The sequence below is a fragment of the Caballeronia sp. 11_S32 genome, assembly GCF_056930355.1.
Genome location: NZ_JBXOWH010000002.1, coordinates 306921 through 331396, shown reverse-complemented (window position 1 = coordinate 331396; position 24476 = coordinate 306921). Strand labels below are relative to the sequence as shown.

At 60.7% G+C, this 24476-nt stretch carries 19 protein-coding genes and 1 pseudogene; 6 read left to right on the top strand and 14 right to left on the bottom strand.

The features are described from left to right. Positions 1 to 13 precede the first annotated feature (13 nt). Complete coding sequence (locus AC1Z32_RS09710) at positions 14 to 763, top strand: electron transfer flavoprotein subunit beta/FixA family protein (protein ID WP_483478503.1); 750 nt, start codon at positions 14 to 16, stop codon at positions 761 to 763. Between the two features lie 2 nt (positions 764 to 765). Next, the gene (locus AC1Z32_RS09705; protein WP_483478502.1) at positions 766 to 1713 is read left to right on the top strand and encodes an electron transfer flavoprotein subunit alpha/FixB family protein; all 948 of its coding nucleotides are present in this window, start codon (positions 766 to 768) and stop codon (positions 1711 to 1713) included. Between the two features lie 595 nt (positions 1714 to 2308). On the opposite strand, the pseudogene AC1Z32_RS09700 reads toward AC1Z32_RS09705, so the two are convergent. The 3 genes and pseudogenes from AC1Z32_RS09700 to AC1Z32_RS09690 form a co-directional block, all read right to left on the bottom strand. After that, positions 2309 to 3461, bottom strand: a pseudogene (locus tag AC1Z32_RS09700) (porin). Positions 3462 to 4250: 789 nt separating this feature from the next. Beyond that, the gene (locus AC1Z32_RS09695; protein ID WP_483478812.1) at positions 4251 to 4910 is read right to left on the bottom strand and encodes a response regulator transcription factor; all 660 of its coding nucleotides are present in this window, start codon (positions 4908 to 4910) and stop codon (positions 4251 to 4253) included. Between the two features lie 307 nt (positions 4911 to 5217). Beyond that, positions 5218 to 6402 (bottom strand): porin, encoded by a 1185-nt coding sequence (locus tag AC1Z32_RS09690; RefSeq protein ID WP_483478501.1) that lies wholly within the window; start codon positions 6400 to 6402, stop codon positions 5218 to 5220. A 1571-nt stretch (positions 6403 to 7973) separates the two neighbouring features. On the opposite strand from AC1Z32_RS09690, the gene AC1Z32_RS09685 reads away from it, so the two are divergent. Further along, a complete protein-coding gene (locus AC1Z32_RS09685) occupies positions 7974 to 8486 on the top strand; it encodes a lipocalin-like domain-containing protein (RefSeq protein WP_483478500.1) in 513 nt (170 codons plus the stop codon). Positions 8487 to 8696: 210 nt separating this feature from the next. On the opposite strand, the gene AC1Z32_RS09680 is transcribed toward AC1Z32_RS09685, so the two are convergent. The 4 genes from AC1Z32_RS09680 to AC1Z32_RS09665 form a co-directional block, all read right to left on the bottom strand. After that, the gene (locus AC1Z32_RS09680; RefSeq protein ID WP_483478499.1) at positions 8697 to 9488 is read right to left on the bottom strand and encodes a putative bifunctional diguanylate cyclase/phosphodiesterase; all 792 of its coding nucleotides are present in this window, start codon (positions 9486 to 9488) and stop codon (positions 8697 to 8699) included. After that, complete coding sequence (locus AC1Z32_RS09675; RefSeq protein ID WP_483478498.1) at positions 9436 to 10116, bottom strand: PAS domain-containing protein; 681 nt, start codon at positions 10114 to 10116, stop codon at positions 9436 to 9438. Before AC1Z32_RS09675 ends, AC1Z32_RS09680 begins: the two co-directional genes overlap by 53 nt. A gap of 7 nt (positions 10117 to 10123) precedes the next feature. After that, on the bottom strand, positions 10124 to 11698 hold the full coding sequence (locus AC1Z32_RS09670; RefSeq protein ID WP_483478497.1) for a methyl-accepting chemotaxis protein: 1575 nt from the start codon (positions 11696 to 11698) through the stop codon (positions 10124 to 10126). A gap of 770 nt (positions 11699 to 12468) precedes the next feature. Continuing rightward, positions 12469 to 12747, bottom strand: a complete 279-nt coding sequence (locus AC1Z32_RS09665; RefSeq protein WP_483478496.1) for a hypothetical protein — start codon at positions 12745 to 12747, stop codon at positions 12469 to 12471. Positions 12748 to 12957: 210 nt separating this feature from the next. Here AC1Z32_RS09665 and AC1Z32_RS09660 point away from each other — a divergent pair, with 210 nt between their 5' ends. Together AC1Z32_RS09660 and AC1Z32_RS09655 are read left to right on the top strand one after the other, a co-directional pair. After that, the gene (locus AC1Z32_RS09660; RefSeq protein WP_483478495.1) at positions 12958 to 13269 is read left to right on the top strand and encodes a hypothetical protein; all 312 of its coding nucleotides are present in this window, start codon (positions 12958 to 12960) and stop codon (positions 13267 to 13269) included. After that, entirely contained in the window at positions 13262 to 14065 is an 804-nt protein-coding gene (locus tag AC1Z32_RS09655) for a hypothetical protein (protein ID WP_483478494.1), read from the top strand. The genes AC1Z32_RS09660 and AC1Z32_RS09655 overlap by 8 nt, the downstream gene beginning before the upstream one ends. 297 nt (positions 14066 to 14362) lie before the next feature. Here AC1Z32_RS09655 and AC1Z32_RS09650 read toward each other — a convergent pair whose 3' ends face one another. The 4 genes from AC1Z32_RS09650 to AC1Z32_RS09635 all read right to left on the bottom strand — a co-directional run bounded on the left by AC1Z32_RS09650 (position 14363) and on the right by AC1Z32_RS09635 (position 20407). Continuing rightward, a complete protein-coding gene (locus tag AC1Z32_RS09650) occupies positions 14363 to 16609 on the bottom strand; it encodes a CHAT domain-containing protein (RefSeq protein WP_483478493.1) in 2247 nt (748 codons plus the stop codon). Then, on the bottom strand, positions 16606 to 18105 hold the full coding sequence (locus AC1Z32_RS09645) for a metallophosphoesterase family protein (protein ID WP_483478492.1): 1500 nt from the start codon (positions 18103 to 18105) through the stop codon (positions 16606 to 16608). Before AC1Z32_RS09645 ends, AC1Z32_RS09650 begins: the two co-directional genes overlap by 4 nt. Positions 18106 to 18801: 696 nt before the next feature. Continuing rightward, positions 18802 to 20082 (bottom strand): hypothetical protein, encoded by a 1281-nt coding sequence (locus AC1Z32_RS09640; RefSeq protein WP_483478491.1) that lies wholly within the window; start codon positions 20080 to 20082, stop codon positions 18802 to 18804. Beyond that, positions 20066 to 20407, bottom strand: coding sequence for a hypothetical protein (locus tag AC1Z32_RS09635; RefSeq protein ID WP_483478490.1), 342 nt, complete (start codon positions 20405 to 20407; stop codon positions 20066 to 20068). Before AC1Z32_RS09635 ends, AC1Z32_RS09640 begins: the two co-directional genes overlap by 17 nt. 475 nt (positions 20408 to 20882) lie before the next feature. On the opposite strand from AC1Z32_RS09635, the gene AC1Z32_RS09630 reads away from it, so the two are divergent. Next, positions 20883 to 21113 (top strand): hypothetical protein, encoded by a 231-nt coding sequence (locus tag AC1Z32_RS09630; RefSeq protein WP_483478489.1) that lies wholly within the window; start codon positions 20883 to 20885, stop codon positions 21111 to 21113. 408 nt (positions 21114 to 21521) lie between these two features. On the opposite strand, the gene AC1Z32_RS09625 is transcribed toward AC1Z32_RS09630, so the two are convergent. From AC1Z32_RS09625 to AC1Z32_RS09615, 3 genes are read right to left on the bottom strand one after another with little or no spacing between them, the layout of a single operon-like run. Continuing rightward, a complete protein-coding gene (locus AC1Z32_RS09625; protein WP_483478488.1) occupies positions 21522 to 22871 on the bottom strand; it encodes an MFS transporter in 1350 nt (449 codons plus the stop codon). 40 nt (positions 22872 to 22911) lie between these two features. Then, positions 22912 to 23709 carry a sugar phosphate isomerase/epimerase family protein gene (locus tag AC1Z32_RS09620; protein ID WP_483478487.1) on the bottom strand — a complete coding sequence of 266 codons (798 nt, stop codon included), beginning with the start codon at positions 23707 to 23709 and terminating at the stop codon, positions 22912 to 22914. Positions 23710 to 23728: 19 nt separating this feature from the next. After that, positions 23729 to 24472, bottom strand: a complete 744-nt coding sequence (locus tag AC1Z32_RS09615; protein ID WP_483478486.1) for an SDR family oxidoreductase — start codon at positions 24470 to 24472, stop codon at positions 23729 to 23731. Between the last annotated feature and the right edge of the window lie 4 nt (positions 24473 to 24476).

Genomic DNA, 24476 nt, shown 5'->3' with positions numbered 1-24476 from the left:
CCGGGAGATGGATGTGAAGATTCTTGTGCCAGTCAAGCGCGTGGTCGACTACAACGTGAAGGTCCGCGTGAAGTCGGATAACACGGGTGTCGATATCGCCAACGTGAAGATGTCGATGAACCCGTTCGACGAGATCGCCGTGGAAGAGGCGGTGCGTCTGAAGGACGCGGGTATTGCTACGGAAGTGATCGCCGTATCGTGCGGCGTGACGCAATGTCAGGAGACGCTGCGTACGGCTTTGGCTATCGGCGCGGATCGCGCTGTGTTGGTTGAGACGGACGAAGAGTTGCAACCGCTCGCCGTGGCCAAACTGTTGAAGGCGCTGGTCGATCAGGAGAAGCCCGAGCTTGTGATTCTCGGCAAGCAGGCCATCGATGATGATTCGAACCAGACCGGCCAGATGCTCGCCGCACTGGCAGGTTTGCCGCAGGCGACGTTCGCATCGAAGGTCGTGATCGCCGATGGCAATGCCACGGTGTCGCGTGAAGTCGATGGCGGCGCGGAAACGCTGTCGCTGAAGCTGCCCGCGGTCGTGACTACGGACCTGCGCCTGAACGAGCCGCGCTACGTGACGCTGCCGAACATCATGAAGGCGAAGAAGAAGCCTTTGATTTCCATTAAGCCTACGGATCTAGGTGTCGATATCACGTCGCGCCTGAAGACGCTGAAAGTCACGGAGCCGCCGAAGCGCAGCGCGGGCATCATGGTGCCGGACGTGAAGACGCTGGTCGAAAAACTGAAGTCCGAAGCGAAGGTGATCTGAAAATGGCTATTCTCGTAATCGCGGAACACGACAACGCGTCGATCAAGGCGGCGACGCTGAACACGGTTGCAGCGGCGGCTGGGGTTGGCAAATTCGTCGGCGGCGACATTCATGTGCTGGTTGCTGGTTCGAATGCGCAAGGCGCGGCGGACGCGGCGGCGAAGATCGCGGGCGTGGCAAAAGTGCTGCTGGCCGATGCACCTCAACTCGCCGATGGCCTGGCGGAAAACGTCGAAGGCACGGTGCTGAACATCGCGAAGGATTATTCGCACATTCTTGCGCCCGCGACGGCCTACGGTAAGAACATCGCGCCGCGTATCGCCGCGCATCTGGATGTCGCGCAGATCAGCGATATCACCGCCGTCGACAGCGCCGACACCTTCGAGCGTCCGATCTACGCGGGCAACGCGATTGCGATCGTTCAGTCGATCGATCCAATCAAGGTCATCACGGTTCGCGCGACGGGCTTCGACCCGGTTGCGGGCGAAGGCGGCAGCGCGGCAGTCGAGAAGATCGAAGCCGCAGCGGACGCAGGCATCTCGCAGTTCGTGAGCCGCGAAGTGACGAAGCTCGATCGTCCGGAACTGACGAGCGCGACGATCATCGTGTCAGGCGGCCGTGGTCTGGGCAGCGGCGAAAACTACACGAAGACGCTGGAGCCGCTCGCGGACAAGTTCGGCGCGGCACTCGGCGCATCGCGTGCGGCAGTGGATGCTGGCTACGTCCCGAACGACTTCCAGGTTGGCCAGACGGGCAAGATCGTCGCGCCGCAGCTGTATGTGGCCGTGGGCATTTCGGGCGCGATTCAGCACCTGGCGGGCATGAAGGACTCGAAGGTCATCGTCGCGATCAACAAGGATCCGGAAGCGCCGATCTTCAGCGTCGCGGACTACGGCCTCGTCGGCGATTTGTTCACCGCAGTCCCCGAGCTCCTGGAAGAGCTGTCTTGAGGCCCTGAGGACCATGCAGGCAATAGCCTGCATCAACGCCGGGAGCGAAGCCGCCCGTTCGAGAGCTGTGGGTGATCGTCGATGACCTGCCGGAAGCAGCCAGACTGAACGGATCGGCCTCGTCCGAACGAGATATTCGGTGAGGCGAGCCACAGCGTGCGCGTGATCTGGGCTTGGTCGAAAAACAGATTCACAAGGTTTGGGCGCGGGCCGTCTCGCATTCGGCGTGAAAATGGATGCCAATTGGGGGTGGTCTTGTTTTTCGCGCGAAGTTCCGGTTGGTCCAGTCCAAGCGCGACAAGGGATTGCAGGCTGGCTCTTATTAAAATTCGTTCCAAATCGAGGGCATGCTATCTGCCCCTGGTGAATCATCGTTCGCCCGTGAGAGATGCCCGGAGATTCGGAAAGGTTAAGCACTCTCAGCTGGATGCATCGTTTTGATTGTTTGACTGATCGCCGTTGCGCGAGATAAGTTGGGCGGAATCGCCATCCTCTCATACGACGATGGTCAGGCGCATGTCGCACAAGGCGAAGCATTGGCAATTTGACAGTGCTGAGGTCGGGCGAGGCGGCGCGCCCGACCGTTGACCGGATGTTAGAACTTCTGCCTCATTCCAATTACAACGCCGGCTTGGTTGTAGCCCGGCGCGACCGTGCCGTAACCGTTCACGCCCAGCGCGGAGTTGTCCCTTGTTGCGCGCGAAGCCGACGGTTGCATAGAGGTCAGTGCGCTTGGACAGAAAGTAGTCCGCGCACAGCACCGCGAGCCACGGATCGGCGCTTATCGAATGCACGTCTTGGTAGTAGGCGGTCGCGGTGAGCTGGAACGCGGGCGTCACCATGTATTGCGCGCCGGCGTAGTACAGATTGGCCGTGTTCGCTTCCGAGCCGTTGGCGACGGCGATCGGGTTCACCGGCAGGAACTCGTTCGATGCGCGCAGATAGCGATAGCCGCCGAATGCCTTCACGACGCCGAAATCGTAGCTCGCGGCCGCCATCGCGCTGCGCTCGGTGCCGGTGTTCGTCGCGACCGTGTTGCTGTTGCGCTGCTCGTAGGACACGCTCGCCGCGAAGGGACCGGTCGCGTAAGTCAACGCTCCGCTGAAGAAGCGGCCCGTGATTTCCGCGCCCGGCACCTCGGTGCCGTAACCCGTGTCATAGCGCGTGCTGTACATCTCCTGCGCGGTGAGCGGGCCGAACCTGCCCGTGTACTTCGCCGAGTTGTCGATGCGGGCGGCCATCGCGTAGTCGATCGAGAGAATCGAATAGCGCGACGATGCGCCCATCGGGTCGAACTGGACCGCCTGTTCGTACATCAAAGAGTTCTGGCGGCCGAGCGTGAGTTGCTGGCCCTTGTACGACAGACCAACCCGGGCCTGGCGCCCGAACAGGCGCGAGGTCGTCGTCGGATTCGAGCCGAGGCCGCGCGTCGATTGCGCGGTCGTGCCGTCGTTGATGTTGAAACCGTTTTCGAGCGCAAAGATCGCCTTCACGCCGTTGCCCAGGTCCTCGACGCCCTTCAGGCCCCAGCGCGAGCCGGACAGGTTGCCGGACACTTCACGCGTCTGGCCGCCGCCTGCCGTGGTGTCGTTGATGTGCTCGATGCCGACATCCGCTATGCCGTAAAGTATGACGCTACTTTGCGCATGCCCAACGGCAGGTGCGACAGCGATACTTGCAACGGCTAACGTGCCAAATGCGTATTTGGCGATTGAACTATCTTTCTTGTTAGCCCGCTTCAAATGCATAAGTTCAGTGCGAAATCGCAACCGACAATTCGCGCGCGTAGCGGGGAGAGTCGCCCGCACCCCCCGCTGCGTCCGACCGGGGCGCCGGCCGGGACTTGCAGTGAGCGGCGGCGCTGTCGCTTGCACACATCACCTCCAAACATCCCTTGCGATTGCCACAGTTATCGGAAGAGGCACATCTGAGCATCGGGCCTACGCATCGGCGGATGCGTACTCGCGGCCAATTACAGACGGTCGGCCCGGTCTGCCGCGAGACATTCGAATGACCCAACGACATCGGCGCCTCGGACATTCAGATGGCGGCTCGCCCGGGCAAGCGGTCATCCGAGGCGATGTAGGAAGGCCAGGTTTTGGCGGGAAGCGGAGCACCGACGGCAAGATTGGCCTCCGGGGGGAAGATTACCGCAATGATGCACCGGAAACTAGGAGTCGACGATAGCCGCCGTCGCCGCCAACGCGCACGTCGCCGTCCGGGGGCGAATATACGTTCGTGCCATGACGCGCGATCCATTAACCGGATCGCCAGGCATCATGATCGCAACACTCGCACCCGGAGCAAAAATTGGGGAGGCCTGGTGGACGCCTGCAGCGCCGACGAGCCCTTCGCCGTTGACGCTCGCTCAACGCCAGCTGTATGCGGCATGGGTTTGGCCGCACTTGGCCGGTCTGGAGTTTAATCGCGGTCACTTGGCCGTTCTGGTTGGAAGCCAACCCGGAAAGCGCCGAATTCGGCGGCGCCAGCGGGTCGTCCGACAAGCGGCAAAGTTACGATACCAAAATGCTGACGCCTCAGCTTAGGCGATAACCAACACCACGGATGGTCAAGATGGTGTCTTCGCCAAGCTTGCGGCGCAAACTATTCACGTAGACCTGAATCGTGTTTGTGCCGCTTTCTTCCTTTCCAGCGCTTGCGTACACCTTCTTCTTGAGTTCCGCCATACTCACTACGGCCGCGGGCACTTCAATCAAAGCTTGCAATACCGCAAATTCCCGTGGCGTGAGATGCAGCGGCTTGCCCGCAATTTTTGCTTCGCGCGCAGTGGGGTCGAGCATCAGCTCATCGTGCCGAAACAATTTTTGCGCGTGCCCTTTGCGTCGGCGTAACCAAAAGTGAACCCTGGCCGAGAGCTCGTCTTGATCCAACGGCCTCGTCATATGATCGTCCGCCCCGGCATACAGTCCGCGTACGCGCTCGGCGGCTTCCCCATGTTCTGTCAGGATGATTGCAGGGGTTGTGCCACCGGCTTTTCGGTGGCTAATCAGCAGTTCGATGCTGTCGAGTTGCGGAACATTCAATGCCAGTAGCAGGAGATCATAATTTTCGCGGGAGAGCGCCTGCCTGGCAGCGGCGCCATCACTTTTCCAGTCTATTGAATAGTCCGCGAGCCGCATCCACGCAATCACCGTTTCGGCTTTTGCGTCATCGCCCTCAACCAAAAGTAACCGCATTGCAGAGAGTCGTTGAAAATCCAACGATGGTCTCAGCCCAGTTCCGCTGACCGCCGTGCATCGATGGATCTAATTGTCGTTCAGTTTAGTTGCAATGAATCTTGCATTGCCCGAATGGGCGACGCGCCTCGAACGACGTTTCCTTCGCAAAACACTTTACAGCATTGACGTTCACACTGTCTCGGTAGAGCCCAACGACGCCGCCTTGTCGAGCGCATAGCCGCATGAGGCCGGTCAACCCGTCGCAATAAACAAAAAAGCTCGAACGCAAACGCGTTCGAGCTTTTCCGTGGTGGCCGAGATGTGCTTAGAACTTGTGGCGGACACCAACGATCACGACTTCCTGATGGTCTGCGCCGCTCGGTGAAAACCCGTATGAACCAACCGAAGCTTGTGCATCGGAAGTCGTCCGGCCATCCGCGTTCTTCTGCGTGCCGCTTGCCCCCTGCCATGCGCCGACAGCGTACAGGTCCGTGCGCTTCGACAGCGAGTAGTCGGCCCCCAAGCTGACCTGATTGTAGTGGGCACCCGTATCGCCGCTTGCCTTCGTGTACGTGTAGCCAAGGCCGAGCAGAAGCGCCGGCGTAGCCTGGAAATTCACGAACGCGTTGCCCGTGTTGAACTTCTCCTGCGACGTGAACGTCGAGTTGCCGTCGCTCTTGTACTGCGCGAAGCTATACGAAGCGCCGAACGTCATCGGGCCGACTGAGTATTGGCCGGCAGCGCGCGCGATGCCGATCGAGTGCGCCGTCTGATAGCCGATGTTGATCGAGCTGTTGAACAGCGAATCCGACGACGGGCTGTTCCAGCCGGTCGTGCTGCCATCGGCCTGGGCCACCGGGCGGCCGGCGCTCGGGTTGTTTGCGTACAGGTAGCTGGCCGCGAGAGCCAACGGGCCGTTGTTATACGTTGCTGCGCCCGACCACGTTTGGCCCTGGCCGGTCGCGCCTGCCAGGTTGCTGAAGCCGTACAGGCCTTCGAACTGGAAGCCGGCGAAGTTCGGCGAAACGTACTTGACGGCGTTCGACACGCGAAGGTCGTTGTCGTAGTTGTCGACGTCACCCGGCGTTGCGACGATGGCGCCCCAGTAGTTGTCAGCGGTGATGCCTTGCACCATGTCAACGGACGGATCGTACTGACGACCCAGCGTGACCGTGCCCCACTGATTGCCAGACAGACCGACGTATGCCTGACGGCCAAATTCGCGGCCACCCTGGTTCAGTCGGCCGGTGCCGGGGTCAAAGCCGTTTTCCAACTGGAAAATCGCCTTCAAGCCGCCGCCCAGGTCTTCCTGACCCTTCACGCCCCAGCGGCTGCCCGATAGGGTACCGTTGATCATGCCATAGAGGTGGTCGCCATTCGAGTTGGCGTTACTCACGTAACCCAGACCAGTATCGATCACGCCATAGAGCGTCACGCTGTTTTGGGCTTGGGCTGCGCCGGTGACGCCGAGGAGCGCCAGCGAGAGTGTCGCGATTTTCGTTCGGTTCATACAATACACTCCGGTATTTATAGGTTTGTGCGCCAATGACGAAGCGAAGGATACCGCTTGCTCGGCCCCGTTTCATAATATGTTGCAATTCCGCGACACATTTGGTTTCATCCATTACAGGCCCCAACGGGTCCTCGTATTCGGACAGCGCAAAGACTGACTTGAACCGGATTGCCAACTGATGACGGCTCGCAAGAAAGCATCACTTCGGATTGAACTAATCCGCCCGGCTGCAGTCTACGGGCCGCTGGGAGTGGGGTCCAGCCGCAATCCTCCCGGAGCCGAAGCGCCACTTCGCGTTCCGGCATTCGCGTCTAGCTTCAACCAGCGCCGCTAGTAATGCGACTTCAGTTTCAATTTCCGCTGCCGATTCTGTGGAAGCCGATCAGCATCTGGGCCGATTAGCCAGTCAGATAATATGAAGCGGGAATAAGCGGGTGCGGGAATAAGCAATCCGTGGCAATCGAAGTCCGGCTTCTCATATTCGGCTATCTCGAATTCGGCGAATACCACAGCCCGCGTTGCCTCGTTTGGGTGTGCTACGCGACTTACTTTTCTGCGAACCAAAAGCACAGCGATGCGCCGGCGCCGCAGATGACGAGCGGCTGTCCATTGAATCGGTCGGGTCCGGATTGTCCTGGAAGCCGCGCATGGCCCGGACCGCGGACCGGACCGTCGACCGGTTGCGCGGCGGTCGACTTCAGCTTTTAGTGCGATCGCGCGTGTCGGTTTTCTCCGGACGAGCGCGCCACTTACGTGTCACGCGAACTCGCCCGAGCGGTGACTCTAAAGCGCGTCGGCACACTTTTTAAGGAGGCGTTTAGCGTCTTTTGTGCCGGAATGCTGTGCCGCGCGCCGCGCGGTCGACCGCAAAGCCTTGCGCAGTAAGGCTCCGCGATTTCCCGAGTCGAACGCAGTACGGCATTACCTTTCATTTGCACGCAGGCTGTCCTGCGGTACAGTCGGACGGGAACCGATATTGTCGCCTTGGGTCCCACTGCGCACGGCCGTGACAAGCTCCGGATGTGCACGTCGTTTCAACCATAACTGCCACCGATGACCCAGTTGCGTATGTCGACTTCTGCTCCCGCCGATACGTCGACACGCTATTCGCGCGCGGAGCCTTCCGGGATGACCGCAACGGCGCCGTTACCTGCCTTTGGATCGTCGAGAATGCGACCGTCGGCAATGGGTCGTGAGTGTGCGTTCGCTGACGCTGAGAGTTGCAGCCCTGCCGTGCGACACCGCCAAGGTCAGCAATATGTCGCGCTCCTGACGTTAAATCCAAACGACCTCAATGTCGGCTATGGCCGACGACGCGCCGGCGACAACGGCGAGCGAGTGGCCGTTGCACTCTGTCAAGAGACCCTCGGCGTACCGAAGGCCGATCGGCCGAAGCGGTCGGGTTATGCCGGTCGCGGTTGAACATAACATGTGAGTACGCTGAATATCCCTTGGTAGGATCAGACTACTTCTGCTCACAAGGCGTATATTGCCGCGAGGCCAAACAGACTTGCGCGCTGAGCCAGTTCGGGAGACTCATGCCTGAATATTCTCTGTGGAGGATTGCAATGAGACGGAAAAGTCTTCTCAGGTGCTCCGCCTCCGTAGTGCTGGCGGGCACGCTCGTTTCCTGCACGCATGGAGCCGTCCAGACTGGTACGTTGAGGGATGAGGTCATTGGAACATGGGCGTACGTCTCGGTCGATATCGTGCGTCCGGACGGCACTCGGCAAGCCATGTACGGGACCAATCCGCAAGGGATCGCCATCTTCGACGAGAGCGGTCACTATATTCTCATGACCTCCCGCGCCGATATTCCAAAGTTTGCGTCCGACAATCGAATGGAAGGCACCGCAGAGGAAAATAAAGCGGTGGTCCAAGGCATGATCGCGCACTTCGGCACTTACACAGTGAACGGGCTCGATAATACGATTACGTTTCATGTCATCGCAAGTTCCTATCCCAATTGGAACGGGGTGCAGCAAAAGCGACCGTTCACAGTAGATGGGGAACAGCTGAAATGGGCGACGCCGGCTTCGAGCGGCGGCACGGCTGAAGTTATTCTGCGGCGGCTGAAATAATTTCAGCGTGATCGTTTTGGCCGGCCCTCAATGGATTGCGCGAATGTCGGCAGCCGTCGATTGGCACGCGCTCGCCATCCAGCAGGAATCGGCCATGAAGACTCAGTCGCGTTCCTCCGAAGCTAACCGTAACCTAACCACATCGACAACGGCAGCAAAGTGACAGGCAGCAACCGAATATTGCCTTGTCGGCGGTGTCGGCGGTGTCGGCTATGGCTGAACTGCTGTTCGTCCCGGGTCAGCGTCGCCGACTGCCGACTGAGCCGAGGCTGGCCGTGCGATGAGAAAACCCTGAAACTCATCGCACCGCTCGTTGAGCAAGGCGTCTCTCTGTTCTTCCGTTTCTACACCTTCGGCAATGATCGACAGGCCCAGCGTGCGACATAATTCGGTGATTGCGCGCACGATGGCGCCGGACTTCGGATTGCGGCCCAGCCCGTTCACGAAGCCGCGATCGATCTTCACGCGCGTGAACGGAAAACTCTGCAGCAGCCTCAAAGAGGAATAGCCTGTACCGAAGTCATCCATCGTCACGCCCACGCCCAAGGCCCGGACTTCGTTGAGAATGCGGTGCGGCGTGCCCGAGGACTCCAGCAACGCAGTCTCGGTGATCTCCAGTTCGAGCCGGCGTGCCGGCAGGCCGGCGACGCTAAGCGAGCGCACCAGCACGCGCGTGAAATCCTCGTACAGCAACTGCGCTGGCGACACGTTGAGACTCAGGCGGATATGCGCCGGCCAGCGCGCGGCGTCGAGGCATGCGCGCTCGAGCACCCACGCGCCCAGTTCGGGCATGAGGCCGCGTTCCTCGGCAATCGGGATGAATTCGGCCGGCGATATCGGCCCACGCTTCGGATGCGTCCATCGCAGCAGTGCTTCCATCGCGGTGGTCTGGCCCGTGCGTGCGTCGATGATCGGCTGGTAATGCACTTCGAGTTCATCGGCCCTCAGACTACGGCGCAGTTCGTCTTCGAGCTCGTTGCGCAGCCGCAGCGGATCGTTCATGCCGCGCTCGTAGATGCGATAGCAGTTCCGACCCTCGCGCTTGGCTTTGTACAACGCAAGATCGGCCTGTCGCAGCACTGCGTCGTGCTTGACGCCATGTGTCGAGCATGTAGATCGCGTAGTCGGTAACGCTTTGCACAAGATAGCGGAAGCGTCGCTCATGATCGAGGGTGTCTTCGCGCAGACGCCGGTGCTCTGTGCAATCGCGCGTGATCTTGGCGAAGCCGAATAGATGGCCGTGCTCGTCGCGTAGCGCATCGATGACGACGTGCGCCCAGAAGCGCGAACCGTCCTTGGGCAGACGCCATCCTTCCGCTTCGAATTTGCCGGTTGTCCGTGCGATTTCGAGGTTGCGACCAGGCTGGTTGTCGAGCCGCTCCTCGATCGAATAGAAGCACGCGTAGTGACAGCCGATGATTTCATCTGCCGTGTAGCCCTTGGCTTGCTGCGCGCCCGCATTCCAGGTCGTGATGACGCCATCGACATCGAGCATGTAGATGGCGTAACCGGTGATGCGCTGCACGAGCCGGCGGTACACGAGATCAGTCGCGTGATCCGGACGCGGCGGCGCCAAGCTTTCTCCGCTGGAGAAAGTGGCGAAGGAGGAGCGGTATTCGTTGTTGCTCATCGATGAATCAGTGTGTCGCCAGGCGGAAGAACGACACGGCATCGGTCAAGCGACGCCCTTGCTCATCGAGCGATTGCGACGCCGCCGCCGCTTCCTCGACGAGCGCCGCGTTCTGCTGTGTTACCTGGTCCATCTGCGCGATCGCCTGGCTCAGTTGCTCGATGCCGCGGCTCTGTTCGGTCGATGCTGCCGCGATCTCGTTCATGATGTCGCGCACCTTCGAGACGGCGTGTAGAACTTCGGCCATCGTCGTGCCTGCTTGACCAGCGAGGTTCGAGCCTTCCGTGATGCGCCCCACCGAGGCCCCGATCAGCTCTTTGATCTCCTTTGCAGCACTCGACGATCGCTGCGCGAGACTGCGTACTTCCGACGCCACCACTGCGAAGCCGCGTCCTTCCTCGCCGGCGCGCGCCGCTTCGACCGCCGCATTCAGGGCGAGGATGTTGGTCTGAAACGCGATGCCTTCGATCATGCCGGTGATGTCCGCGATCATCGAAGAGCGCGCGCTGATGTCCGTCATCATCTCGATCATGCGACTCACGGCAGCATTGCCCTGTTGTGCGACGGCCGATGCCTTCGCGGATAACGCGTTGGCATGTTGCGCGTGCTCGGCATTCTGGCGCACCGTTGACGTCAGTTGCTCCACACTCGACGCCGTTTCCTCGAGCGACGCAGCCTGCTCTTCCGTGCGCGTCGAAAGGTCGACGTTGCCCGTCGCGATCTGACTCGAACCGGTTGCGATGCTGTCGGCGGACGCACGCACGTTGCCGATCAGATCGACGAGGTTTTTCTGCATCGTGCTCATCGAAGCGAGTACGCTGTTTGCGGGCGCCTTCCGGGCGTCCGCCACAGGACTCAAATCTCCGTCCGCGACGCGTTTCGCGACATCGCTCAGCGTGTCTGGCTCCGCGCCGAGCGCACGTAGAATGCTTCGCGTGATGACGAGGCCGGCGAAGATGGCCGAGAGCACAGCGAGCGCGCACACGCCATGCAGCAGCGTGCGCGAGAAGGCGTAGTGCGCCGCCGATTCTGCGACGAGCTGTACTTCTCGCGCGTGCGTCATGTCTGAGTAGTCCTGCGTCGCCTTGACGAGCGCGGCGAGCAGGGGACGGCACTCGTCGTTCATGTGCGCAATGGCTTCATCGTGCTTGCCCTTGAGCGCGAGGTCGACGATGTTGAGCGCGACAGGTCCATACAGCGACTCCACTCGATTGATCTCTGCCACGCGTGCTCGCACATCGGACGGCACATCCGTCGCGCTCTCGACCAATTTGTTGAATTCGCGCAGATCGAGCTGCACGTCCTCGTGCGCCTGGACGACTGCGGCTTTTTCGAGCTCGAGATCGGCGGGCTTCGTGACGAGCACGAGGTTGCGCGCGGCAATGGCACGACGGTCGACCGCCGTGCGGATGCTTGCGGCGAGACTGGCCCGTGCGTTGATGCCCGCAACGAACGATGTAAAGCGCAGATTCGAATCATGCAGCGCCTCGATCGAGAGCGCCGCAACGATCAGTAGGGCGCACGTGAGCATGCCGAAGCCGATCGCCAGTTTGGTTTTCACCCGCATTCTGAGGAGTTTCACGTTCTTCCTTCCCTTGTCGCTTAAATGGGATCCATTCGCGTATCGTCGTCGAGTGAATCCCTGCCAATTCGAAGACCACTTGCATGGCTTACGGCCAGCAAACATGAAATTTGAGATTGACGAAAAGTGGACGCGGGGCGGCAAACGTTTGATGTTGGGACTGATGTGTAACAGAGAGGGTAAGTGCGCGCTTGGATGTTTCGGTGCAAACAAAGCCCGAGGTATTCCGATCGTCGTAAGGCCCGGAGCCGGATCGGCAAAGTCACCTGGTGTGGACGTTGGTTTCCGTCTTTCCCGAACGGTATAAAGCCTATCGCTCGCGTGTTAGTGATGAGCCGCGCCCGAAAGAAGGATGCTGAATCGCCCAAAGACAGGAGCTATCAGTTTGGTCGAAGAGTTTCAACTAACCGCCCGGATCAGGAGAAAACGCGGCAGGAGCGCATGTGGAGGGTGGGTCAAACCTAGAAAGCGTCGACCGAATCGGATCGAGGAATATGCCAGATGTCTTCGACCGGAAAGTCGGCCGCCGGCTGTCCGGCATCGGAATTCTTGGGCGGCATCGCGTTATCGAACTACGGACCGATTGACAATGACTGTCAGAAGGTGACGCACACGCTGCGCAGAGGGCCACGTCCTACGGTAGGGGCGCGATCATTGGTCGGCTCGACGCACGTGTGGGCTTCGTCCTGGCTCCCTTGGCAACAGCATGTGCTCAGCGAGCATCGTCCGGCTGGGCATCGATTGCGCTCCAGGTCTTCCGGGATCGCACCTCAGCCTGCGGCTCCAATTCCAAGATAGTCGTCATCGATTTCCCGGTGAACGATATCGAGTCTTTTGCCAAGCCAGGCAGAATTGCACTCGAGCACGCGTAGGACATCGCGAGCAAAATCCTCAGCGATCCTGTGCCACTCAGCCGTGTCCGCCGAAAAGTCTTCGGGATTTGCTTTGCCGCGTGCCCTGCCTACGGCGGCGACTGTCAGAGCAAGGGCGCGAGCTTCGGCGAGCAACGCGTCTTCCCAGATGGGCCTAGGTCGTTCATCGTCTTTCATGGTCACTCATTACGGCATGCACGGTAGGAACTTGAATCGCTCGAAGTGCTGGACCCTGCACGTCGTCTGACAATCTCTCACGATGCTTCCCTTGGGAAGGGAGCACGATCACGTCCTGATGGCATGCCCTCGGTGTCCATAACCGCCGAAGTCAATGATGCGGGCGACATTCTCAGTCGCCGAAGCCGCGCGGGTGACGCTCGACCTTGATTGCTCGATCACCTGCCGTCGTCGAGCGAGCGCCATGGATCAATCGGTCACGGCCGGTCTCTTACGCTGCCCGTGAAACCGACCTCCGGCGAACTGGCGGTGTTCAGGGCGCTCGCGCAGACCTACGGAGCGGCGTTGTCGCAGTGGATCGATATCGCGCCGGGGTTGGATTCGCTGGTGCAGCTCGCGTTCGCGCATGGTTCGACCGTGATGGCCGAGCACCTGTGGCCGGCAATCAGCCCCAGCCGTGACAGACGACGAATCGCGATCACGATAGCTATACTGAGGCACCGGGAGGCTCCAAATGACTAACCATGACAGGCTGCATCCGTTACGTCCGCTCCTGAAGAATTGGATTTGGGAGCATGGCCGGATCGGTACTCGATATCTGGACTGCGTCAATTGCGGAATCAAGTTTGACGAAGGCAAGAAGTCGCGTTTCGCGGACGAAGAATACATCTACGTGCCGCTCGACAAGGATGCTGTCGACGATGCGTCTGTGAAAGGTCCTGCGATCCAGGAGGCGGGGCTTGCCCGATTTTTGAGAGCAGCGCAGTTAGGCAAGCCGGAAGAGGCGGGCACTGTCGTGGAGGTTCAGCGCGCAGTCCAGGATTGCATGGAACTCGGCCTGTTCAGCACTTATCAGTTGAGCGCCCAAGAGGCCTATGCACGCTATGCGCAGGAGCCCATGTTCGACGATGAAATTCGTGCTGCAGTTGTCGACGATATTCGGCGCATCTACGCGGGCATGCGCGAGCAATTGACGCTGTACGACTTCAGTGTGCTCTACGGCTTGCCTGTACCCCTGCTCATCAGCGAGGCGCCGTTCATTGACTGGCGCGGGCTCGCGAGTCCGACCCTTCCGTTCGTTTCGCTTCCTCTCGGACCTTACTGCCTGCTGGTGGGTGCACCGTCGGGCAGGAGCAGCCGAATTGGCCCTGTGGTCTGGAAGTCCGCTACGGCAATGGGCCCGTTCAAGGACCACAACCGCCAAATCGCGGAGCGCGCACGTCTGTGGTTGGTGGCGATCACTGAGGATCAACTCGTCGCTGTACAGAGCCGCCTTGTTCAGACTAAGAACGAAAAACCAGAAGATCCGAGTCCGTGAATGAAGTTGGGGAGAAACGCGGGGCAGCGGCCGAATCGTCAGAGGTAGGCGCTCATGTCGGGAGCAGGGGTAGTACCGTGCGAGGGTTCATCCTGGCCGAGCTTCTACGATGTGGCAACGTCTCAGTGCGGGCCCGTATCTGCCGCTCGACTGAGGCCGCTTCCGGCAAGCTCACACCTTGAGGCCGAGCGGACTTCGGAGTCCCTCGCAATAGGAAGTGAACAGCCGCCACCGGCTGCTTCTCAAAGGAGGACAAGCTCGCACAGCTGCGGTAGGCCAAGCGCCCCGCCATTCGGCTCAGGTACGGGGTCCCCAATACTGTCGCACGCCAAGCTCTTCGAGTTGCCTGCGAAACAGACGGATGCGCTTTTCCTCGTCGGACTTGTCGAAGGCTTTCGCCCACGCTTCATAGCGCCGCAGCTGCTTCCACGCACAGTGGGCGCGGTACGACTCGGCGACCGGCGCGGCGGCACGCAGGAGCTCGCGGAATGCAGCTTCCATGGCCAGCTCGGCCGTCTGCTGTTTCGAATCGGTGATCGGCTTCCAATCCGCACCCAATACGAGATAGGCAAGCACTTCTGCCTCGAAGCCGACGGCCGCGGCGATCGCTCGCTCTTCGCGATCCGCGACCGCCGCGTTCGCCGCGCGCTCGGCCAGCAGCCACGCCATGTGTCTCGTGGCGTTGAGATCGCGCGTGAAGTCGCCGAGCGCCATTTCGGTACCGGGAACTTTGAGCGCCCAGGCAAGCGCAACCACCTGAACCCAGATCTCCGCCCGCGCCGCGTCGAGAAAATAGGCGGCTTCGTACGAATCCTTGGCCAGTCGAAGTAGCTGGTCCGGCGAGTACATCGAGATCGGGCGCTGACCCGAAGCGAAGTCGTGCTTCTCGAAGCGCCGCAAATATGACGATATCGATGCCGACTTGTCGAACGATCTCCACTTCGTCGTCGGACTTGGTTCTTCGATGGAAGCGGGGATGGGACGCAACATGTAAGCATCCCACAAGCGCAATGCGAGACGCGCGAGCAAGCGGTATCCCCAGACGCGCGTAGCGCTGTCGCGTCGCGTGTCGGTCCACTCGCGGATCGCCGCGACCGCACGATCGAGGCGATCCACATCGGCGGCGACGCGATCGGACAGGTCCGCGGCCAACTTGCGGGCTGGGTCATCGGGATTGCTGTCGAAGATCTGGGTCCGGCGATGACCCCGCAGCGTCACTCTCAATCGTTCCGCCGCCGTTTCCGCAGCCAGCTTGTCGGACGACATCTTGACCTGCCGCAGCTGTTCCTCCAGGTTCGGCGGCAGTGACGCATAGAGGACGAGGCTTGCCCAGTCGTGGGTATCGGGATGCGAGACGATGAGCTCCCGTCTTATGGCGTGGATCGCAACGCGGGGGTCTTCGCCGCGGAACAGTGCCTTGTACAGCATGTCGGTTGCCACCACCGATGCGAGCTTGGACAACGGAAACTGCGAGGCGACCACTAGCGGCACACCCTTCGTATGGACCGCGTGCGCCACGCTGCCTCCAGGGCCCAGGATCGCACCCGACAAGTTGGCGCCCTCGCACGTGGCAAGGGTAACAACGGTCGGATGCTCGCAGTCGCGGGGATGGCGCAACGCGGCTTCAAGCCTGTCGCCGTCGACCACGTCGCGCCCACCGTGGACGCCACGGAACCACAGACCGTACAGCGTTTGCCCCGGGCCCGCGTCCGGCATCGGGGTGCCGTGAGCCAGGACATGAACATGCGTGAACCGCTTGCGGCTCACCTCACGGGAGACCTCGTCGAGCGTCGGATTTTCGAGCACGCAGAGCATCTGCTCCGCTTCGCGGATGCGGTTTTCGGCGAGAGCGGTGTCGCGCCGATTGTCCTCCGCCTCTTCTGGCTCGTTCGGATTTTCGACGGACGGATCGCCGTCGTTCATGCCGATCCACGGATCGATCGCCTGCCGCAGCGCCAGCGTGTGCGCCTCACCCGGCAGATCGCCATCCGCGATGACGAACAGGATTCGGGGACGCTTCGGCCACGAGACCACCGACGACGCGACGCGATGGGCCTGGCGTGTCAGCGTTACGCGGGCATTCTGCTGCGCGAACAGGCGTTCGCCCTGTACCATGAATCCTGGCGCGGCGTACGCAAGCTCGAACGGCAGCGCCCCGAGCTCGGAGGCGTCCATGACGAGATGGATGTGTCGCCATTCGCAGGGCTCGCAGGCCAGCTCGGCGCCGAGCGAGCGCAACAACCCGAAAACGTTGGTGACCGCCTTGCTCGCATCGACGATGGCGTTCCGGCGTTCGACTCCGGACACCGCAACCTCCTCAGCTTTCGCATTGCGTTCGTCGGCTCTGCCCTCAAGCCGTCGCACGCTCGCATAGGTCAAGCCCGCCTGCCAACGAAGAAAATCGTGGTGCTCGATGTTGAGGCGCAGCGATTCGGCCGGCCGGTTCTGACACTTGGCGAGATAGACGGTCAGCGGCGACAGTAGCTGATTGTGCGGCGGCCCATCGCGGAGGATCTCGAGGGTGATGGTCCGCGACGTGGTCATTGGCTCGCCTTCATCGGCTTCAATTGGAACAGCGCGCCAGCGGGAACCACCGACTGGAGGCTGGCGCCGCTCTTGTCCACAACCGCGACGGGACGGCACCGAAGATCGATGTCGACGAGCTTGTCGATGGCCTGCAAGTCGTTCAGTCGAAACGTCTGCATCAGATGCGCGAACTCCGCGTCCGACTCAAGATACATCGTTCCCTTAAGATTAAGGACGCGCATCCAGGTCCCTGTATTGAGGTAGACTCTTGGACCCGGCGCCATAACCCGCAAGTCATGTACTTCGCGCGGCAGATGCGTATGCCCGGCAATGAGCACGTCCACGCCGCGACTCGCTGAACGCGCGATGCGGACATCGATGTCGCTCATCGCTCCGACGTCAAAGGTGTCGTCCTTCGCCAGCCACTTGCGCAAGGCTATGCGAAGGGCTTTCTCGTCCGGAACACCGCGCATTCTTCCTAGGCTTGCCTGCAACCGTTGCAGCTTTGCGCGGCCGTAGTCCTTCAGCGAGCCGAGCTTTTCGTCGTCGCGGGTCACGAGATCGCGCGGTGCGATGCCGTCGCTGAAGTTCTTTTCCGCGCGACGAAGCGCCTCCAGCGGCGATGAGCGCGGCACTTCCGCAGCGGACAGGAAATCGAGCATCTGGCTGCCCGGGCCATCAGTGCCTGAAACGGCGTGATCGTCGCCCGCGCGGAGAAGCTCGGACCATTGACCCTTTCCCGCGCGAAGCTTCAACGCTCTGAGAAGCCCTATCGTGCTTTGTTGCGCGTCGACCGCATCCAACACCGCCATTAAAGGTGCACCTTCCGGCTTCAGCAAGTCGACGAATGGAAAGTTCTTCTTGATGTCGTTCAACACGTGGATGACGAGCGTCGTGCCTGCGTTCGGTTGCGGAGCGGGACCGGTCGGTTGGTTAGCCTCGAGCGCGCGCGCAAAACGGTCCAGCGCGAGGTAGTCGACCTCGTTCCACGGGTCGCTGGCGTTGCCGTGAAGCGCCAGAACGACCTGGTTGCAGACCCGGCAAGTCCAGCCCGCTCCAGACGTCTCGAACACGATGCGGTCAAATGCATTGTTCGACGGATCTATCATCCGCCGCAGTGCCGCCTGCGCATTGGGAAGGGCAAGCTCGATGTCGTGGTTGCCGATCTGCAGGACAAGAGTGCGGTTGGGGTTGGCGACGTAGCGACGTAAGGCGTCAAATATCGGTGCGAAGCCGTGATCCGGCCCCGTCAGCGCGGCTATCAGAGCATCGGGTGCGGCGTTGAATTCCTTCGCGTTGTCGGCATCGGCGAGGAAATCGAATATGTCGCCGTTGAGCAGGAACGCCACCCGCCCGGCGGTATCGGCGCCCGCCTGGCTAATGAGCCAGTCGAGAGCCTGCGTTTCGCGAAATGCCGCGCGGCCGGGCGGGCCGCCAATGTGCAGATCGCTGACCGCGTAAAGCTTGTCGAATTCATGCACCATGCGGTGATAGTCCTGTTTGACGATCGTCACCGGTTTCGTGCCGCGGACCGCGCAATGCCGAAAGCAGCACCGAAGTCGCTTGTGGTCCTCCCGGGAAAGCTGCAATGGCAGCATACGCCCGAGACATCGCTAACGGAAGAAGGCATTCACCTCCGGCATCCACTCAAGGAAGGCGTCGAACCCGTCATTGATCAACTGCGGCAGCCCCCGCTCCCGGTACTGACCCCGGTCTGCCGATGAAACTGGCTGCGTGCCGCTGGACATGGCGGTACAGCTTGGTCTGGACGGCGCGATGGCGCTCATAGTAGAACGGCGCGCCATCAGGCGCCCATTAGGGCCGCCGGCCGATGGCTCGCATGATGGGCTTCCGCGGGGATGAGCCCGCGCGGTCTCAGGCCGTGCTCCGCACATTAGTCGTCCGGAGTGCCGCCCGCCGATGTGTGCCCTCCGCTGCGGGGCCTCCTTCAGTGCTTGTGTGCGGGCTCGTCCGGCAGCTTTACGGCAACGAGATTAGGACGGCGGACGTCTGTTCCGGGTCGGCTGCGGCCAACCGGCCTTCAGGGGGGCGGCGGAAACACACCGGCCTTGGAGTTTGTATGTATTGATGTATTGAAGTGTTGATACATACATTAGCAAAGCGCCAGGAACCCATTGCTGGCAAGGCGGTCAGCCACCAGCCGCTCAAAAAATGTATCCTTAGGGTATAAGACCTGCGGGCTTTTTCGTTTAAGGCCGCGGCCAACCAAGGAATTGCAACACCTCGTCACGTGCAGCCTCAATGCCGCCTGCGGCCGCCACCTCATCAGAGGCGCGTGCTGTCCAGCCGGCCCAGCGTTGGTCAAACGCAAAATCAGACAGGCACTCGAAGGTCTCGGAGAGTAAGGTCGCGGCCTGATGATCCAGGCGGTCAAAATCCTTTTGCAGTTCATCCGCCCGGTTTGAAAAGGTACATCGCCCCCCCACATTCTTTACCGCGCTACGGTAGATGCTTCGCGATATCCCTTCACGCGCGGCCGCAGCCCCGGAAAAACCGACGCCGTACCAGCCTTTACGGGAGATTATGGTATCTGCGGTGAACGCTATCTTATGGAACAGGAAAAGAGCCGTGTGGTAGTTCACGATTACCCAGTAGCCGCGCCGAAAGAGCGCGTTATCGTTGTGCCGCGCAACCCGCGGCGCGACGTATCTACGAGCATAGTGAGAGGACGCATTTACGTCACAATAGCTCTCTTCGATCGATTCATTCGAAGTACCATCACCAAGAAGCCTCCTGCATATCTCTTCAATAATTTCCGTGCCCCCAAACCGGCGCTCTTGTTCGGGAAATCCAGCGACACTTTCAGGGCCCCAGCGCCGCGCGAGGTCGACCAGTTGATTAACCATCGGCTTCAACTGTTCGGCCGCCACGTCATGTTGAAGCACGCCCAGATTGAAAGCTAGATGCGTGAACTCGTGTGACAGCGTCAGATGCCGCATACTGTCTTCGAAAAAACGTATGCAATCCTTATAAAGCCTCCGCAACTGGGCATCCGGGAATGGCGGTGGCCTCGTCAAAACTGCCGTCGCCGTCAGGCCATTTGAAACTAACATTTTCTTGAGCGAAAGCGCCAGGCCCACTTCGCTCTCACCACGGAAGCACAACTGTTCCATCAGGAACAAAGCCACGAGGTTTTCAAGATCAACGAGCCCGTTCCAGCGAAACGGTCGATGTTTGGTTTCGTCAAGCAGGAAGCGCGGGAGGTTCAACCTGCAGAATGCGGTGACAAATTCTAGCCAGCGCGCGTCCCAGACAATGGCATGGCGGCCACGCCATTCGCAAATCTCCATGCGGGCCACCGGCGAAGCGATCGACAGGAAACCGGCACCGCCACTACGGAAGACCTCGTAGCCTTCATTCAATACAGCCGGATCGAACGCGACGGACCCACCGACTGTATAAATATCGCGTTTGATGTGTAGCAGTTTCGCGTAGTTTTCGTCGTGCTTAAGCTCAATCCGGTTCGTCATTGTGGAATTCCGTTATTCGGCTTTCCAGTACCTTATGCAGGTCCTCGCCCGACATACCGCGAATTTCGAGTGTGATCGTCCTTGCACCCTTCTTGAGGACGACCCGGCGAAGGGCGTCTTTCTTTCCCCAGGCCACCAGTACGGCAGCCAATGAGCTGATGATTGCTGGCAAGTTATGAAATACATCGTGTACGACGGCTGTTACGATCGGATCGCCTAATAGGGCTGTCGATTTGACCACATCCAGATCTTCGCTGGGAACGTCGCTGAATTCCTGAACAACCTCAGCCTGGTCCACACCCGCCACATCAATGATCAAATCCATGGGAGTCTCCGATTGCGTACGTCGCCGTACTACACGCACACACCCAGCTTCAGCGCAATGCCGAAAGCCGGCACCGATTGCTCAGACGTGTAATGAAATCAATGATAGGCGAGCGAGCCGCGTTTTCCATGTCTCGGGGCAGACCGGATGGCGTTCGTGCAGGACGACGCGGCTCAGTCGAAACGGTTACCGCCGAGGTCGAGTCTCCGGCCGTCCCGGATCTGATCGCGCTAAACGGCATAGTAGCGAGCCAGCCCCGCACCAACTCGCCGCGCGCAGCCAGGCAGACACAGGCCGGCCGATCGGCGGTCAGGGAAGTGAGGGCGGGTTATTTCGCGCGATCCGCCAAACTCGCCGGCAACTGTAAAGAGATGCACCGCTTCGTCGAGGGCGTCCGCCTGATCGTTGAGTCGGCGGCCGGTCGTAGTCGTCTGCTCGACGAGTGCGCCTTTATCTTGCATCGTTGCCGCGTCTGATGATATTTGGCTTCGACGACGCGCAAAAGAAGAATGGCGCTTGGCCCAATCACCTGCAAAAGCTAAATGACATCCTCGGCGGGAACCGCGTGATTGCAAGAGGCAATGCGGCGGATATTCGTCTCGACGATGGTTCGCCGATCAACGGGGAAATCTGGAAGCCTTCGACGGAGGTTGCCGTCTCCGAGTACGGTCTCAGTCTGCTGGAGCAGGACGCGGCGTCATGCTAAGGGGTGTGCAGGAAACGACGTGCCATCTTCAGAAAGCGTTCGATGACGGAATCCGATCGATCTTGTCCCTCCTTGACCGGTAACGCGTGCCTGCGAGAGCGACGGTAAGCCGGCCATTTTCCGCCGGTCGGCGCTCTCGCAAAGCCGTCATTCGAATGGCTCGTTCACTCTTGGCACCCGCCGCTTGACCGATTCACTTCAGTCGGACCGAGGGGCAGCAACAAATCTATCTCGCCGCTTCGATTTCCGCGCACTCCTCGAAGAATCAAGCGGCCTCGAAATTCGAGCCCGTGATACAGCGAGAAGACGCGGATTCGACTTCTCACGAGACCAAGAGGAGGGAACACGCCGGTCCATTTCTCCTTCCTGCCACGCGTCTCATCGGCCTAAAGGTGAAGGATAAGGTTTTCAGTCCACGTGCTTTCCCAGGCGGTCAAGCGAAACATCATAGGTTTCTCTCATCGAGTAGATCGACACCGCAGACAGCAGACACACAAGCGCCGCGAAGACTGCGGGCATCACCCAAGGCGCTGTGCCGAACTTGCCGATCAGCGCTGTTTCGATCAGCGGTGCGAATCCAGCGATCGCGAAGCCGAACTGAGTTCCGATCGCCATCCCAGAGAGTCGAACCTGTGTAGGGAAGCGCTCGGCGTACGTTGCAGGCCAGACCGCATTCGTAATGCTGTAGACGACGCCACCCAGAAAGACGCCCGTTGCGAGCACCAACGCATCGCTTCCGGTCGTTATCGACCACAGAAAGATTGCAGCGCCGATCGCACACAAAACGTTGCCCGCGATGAACACGGGACGGCGCCCGATTCGGTCGGAAAGCGTCGCGTAGACCGGGATAGTGAAAACAGCGATCAGATTGCCGATGATGGCTGTCCACAGCATCGTGGACGTGCTGATGTGGTGCTCCATCGTGCGCGAGAACGACAGTGCGAACACGGCGAAGGTCGTGCCGACGGATGCGATCAGCGCGGCGAAGAACACCTGCAGCAGTTCCTTACGGTACGTCGTCAGAAGCGTCTTGAGCGGCGCCTGCGGAATTTCGCCATGCGAGGCCTCACTCTGGAAAGCGGGCGTTTCCTCGAGTCGTGAACGGACGATCAAGCCGACGATCACCACCACCGCGCTCAACCAGAACGGTAGCCGCCAGCCCCAGGACAACAACTGATCCTCCGACAGCAGGGCGGCGAGCGGCAACACCACTGCGGGCGCAAGCACCTGACCGCCTTGCGTTCCGCTCAAGGTCCAACTCGTGTAATAGCCGCGACGATTTGCGGGTGCATGCTCGAACGACATCGAATTCGCTCCGGCCTGTTCGCCCGCCGCCGAGATGCCTTGCAGAATGCGCAGCACAACGAGCAGCGCGGGTGCGAGAAGCCCTGCGCTCTGATAGCTCGGGAGGCAGCCGACGAGAAACGTTGATACGCCCATCAACAGCAAGGTGCCTACCATCACGACTTTTCGACCGAGGCGGTCGCCATAGTGCCCCATCAGGAAGGACCCGAGTGGACGTGCCGCATAGGCGACACCGAACGTTGCCATCGATGCGAGGGTGGCCGCGGCCATATCGCCGGGCGGGAAAAAGATCCGCGGGAAGACAAGCGCAGCCACCGTACCGTAAATGAAGAAGTCATAGTATTCGAGCGCGCTGCCGATCCATCCGGCGATGGCCGCCTTCCTCGCTTGCCGTCTGCTGTCAGCGGGCGCGTGCGCTGGCGCGGCGCAGTCTTGTATCGTGTTTGTCGTCATGTCTGTCTCCGTACATATGTTTGAAGATTCGATTAGGCGGCTAGGCACTACCTTGCAGCAGCCGCTCAGTAGCCTGTCGAACTAGAGCCGCTCGTTTCGTCGAGTCCGTTTCGCGGGCGAGTGGCACTTCTGCCGATAGCGGCACGTCCTTGGGTAATGCAGCGAGCAACTCCCTCAAGGGCAAGTGACCTTCGCCCGGCAACAATCGATTGCTACGTGCCTCGTCGATGATCCCCGACACTGGCGGCGCTTGGATTGGCGCATCGCAAAGCTGAACGCTGCCGATCAAGGCGGGATCGAGCGCCGCGACGGCATCGACCGTGCCGCCCGAGCGGATCAGATGCAGCGCATCGATCAACACGAAAGCGTTGTTCCGGCGCACTGCCTTGACGACATCGACCGCGTCCTCGAGCCGCGCGACGGGTCGCCAGATCATGAACTCGACGTCGAGCGCGAGGCCGAAAGGCGCGGCGAGATCGCAGAGCACACCGAGGCGGTCGATGGCGCGCTGGCGCTCAGGATCGTCGATGTTGATGCAGACGCGCCGTGCGCCGAGTTCCGCGCCCGTTTCGAATGCGGGCGCATAGTCGACGACGCGTGTATCCGCTGCGATGCGAATCACTTCGATGTCGGACACAGCGACGTCGTGCGTCTGCATGAGCCGTAGCGTCTCGCGTAACTCGGGCGAGCCCGTGCGCAGCGGATACGCGACGCCGCCCGGCATCGGCGCGCACAGGCGGATGCCGACGGCCCGAAATCCTGCCTGCGCGGCCAGCGCGATCATGTGTTGCGGCGCAACATCGAGCACGGTGAGATGAGACAGGGATAGCCTCTTCATAGCATCGCATCCCCTGCGGTCAGTAGGTGGAGCGTCCGCCGGTGAGGTCGAACGCAGCGCCGGTGGTGAAGGAGCATTCTTCCGTCGCCAGCCAGGCGACCATAGACGCGACCTCGTCGGGACGTCCCGCACGTCCGAGCGGAATCTTCGCAAGCACGAAGTTACGTGCGTCGGTCGTCATGTTGCGCAGCATGTCCGATTCGATAGCGGCGGGCGTGACGCAATTGACGCGAATGTCCGTGTCCGCAAGTTCCTTGCTCAAGGATTTCGTCAGCGCGATCACGCCGGCCTTCGACGCGCCATACGCGCCCTGATTGGGGTTGCCTTCTTTTCCGCCGACCGACGACAGGTTGACGATGCGCCCATGCCGCGCACGACGCAGATAGGGCAGCACTTCGCGGCAGCAAATGAACACGCCCGTGAGGTTGATGTCGATGACCTGCCGCCAGGCGTCGATCGCATACGTCTCGACGGGGCCGATCGGGCCGTTGATGCCCGCCGCGTTGATTAACACGTCGATGGAGCCGAAGCGCTCGCTCGTGGCCTTTGCGGCGGCGGTAATACTGGCGGCGTCAGTCACATTCACTTGCGCCGATGAAATGGCACGAACGTTCTCGGCAGCCGCGAGGGCCGCCGCGCCATCGATATCCCAGAGCGCGACTTTCGCGCCCGACGCCACGAATCGCTCGGCAATGGCCTGGCCGATCGCACCGGAACCGCCGGTCACGACGCACACGCGGTTCTGCAAATCCAGCTGATTCATTTTC

Coding starts and splice junctions, on each gene's coding strand:
- AC1Z32_RS09705 (WP_483478502.1), top strand. CDS start 766: ATGGCTATTCTCGTAATCGCGGAACACGACAACGCGTCGATCAAGGCG.
- AC1Z32_RS09695 (WP_483478812.1), bottom strand. CDS start 4,910: ATGCGGTTACTTTTGGTTGAGGGCGATGACGCAAAAGCCGAAACGGTG.
- AC1Z32_RS09690 (WP_483478501.1), bottom strand. CDS start 6,402: ATGAACCGAACGAAAATCGCGACACTCTCGCTGGCGCTCCTCGGCGTC.
- AC1Z32_RS09685 (WP_483478500.1), top strand. CDS start 7,974: ATGAGACGGAAAAGTCTTCTCAGGTGCTCCGCCTCCGTAGTGCTGGCG.
- AC1Z32_RS09680 (WP_483478499.1), bottom strand. CDS start 9,488: ATGAACGATCCGCTGCGGCTGCGCAACGAGCTCGAAGACGAACTGCGC.
- AC1Z32_RS09675 (WP_483478498.1), bottom strand. CDS start 10,116: ATGAGCAACAACGAATACCGCTCCTCCTTCGCCACTTTCTCCAGCGGA.
- AC1Z32_RS09665 (WP_483478496.1), bottom strand. CDS start 12,747: ATGAAAGACGATGAACGACCTAGGCCCATCTGGGAAGACGCGTTGCTC.
- AC1Z32_RS09655 (WP_483478494.1), top strand. CDS start 13,262: ATGACTAACCATGACAGGCTGCATCCGTTACGTCCGCTCCTGAAGAAT.
- AC1Z32_RS09650 (WP_483478493.1), bottom strand. CDS start 16,609: ATGACCACGTCGCGGACCATCACCCTCGAGATCCTCCGCGATGGGCCG.
- AC1Z32_RS09640 (WP_483478491.1), bottom strand. CDS start 20,082: ATGACGAACCGGATTGAGCTTAAGCACGACGAAAACTACGCGAAACTG.
- AC1Z32_RS09635 (WP_483478490.1), bottom strand. CDS start 20,407: ATGGATTTGATCATTGATGTGGCGGGTGTGGACCAGGCTGAGGTTGTT.
- AC1Z32_RS09630 (WP_483478489.1), top strand. CDS start 20,883: ATGATATTTGGCTTCGACGACGCGCAAAAGAAGAATGGCGCTTGGCCC.
- AC1Z32_RS09625 (WP_483478488.1), bottom strand. CDS start 22,871: ATGACGACAAACACGATACAAGACTGCGCCGCGCCAGCGCACGCGCCC.
- AC1Z32_RS09620 (WP_483478487.1), bottom strand. CDS start 23,709: ATGAAGAGGCTATCCCTGTCTCATCTCACCGTGCTCGATGTTGCGCCG.
- AC1Z32_RS09615 (WP_483478486.1), bottom strand. CDS start 24,472: ATGAATCAGCTGGATTTGCAGAACCGCGTGTGCGTCGTGACCGGCGGT.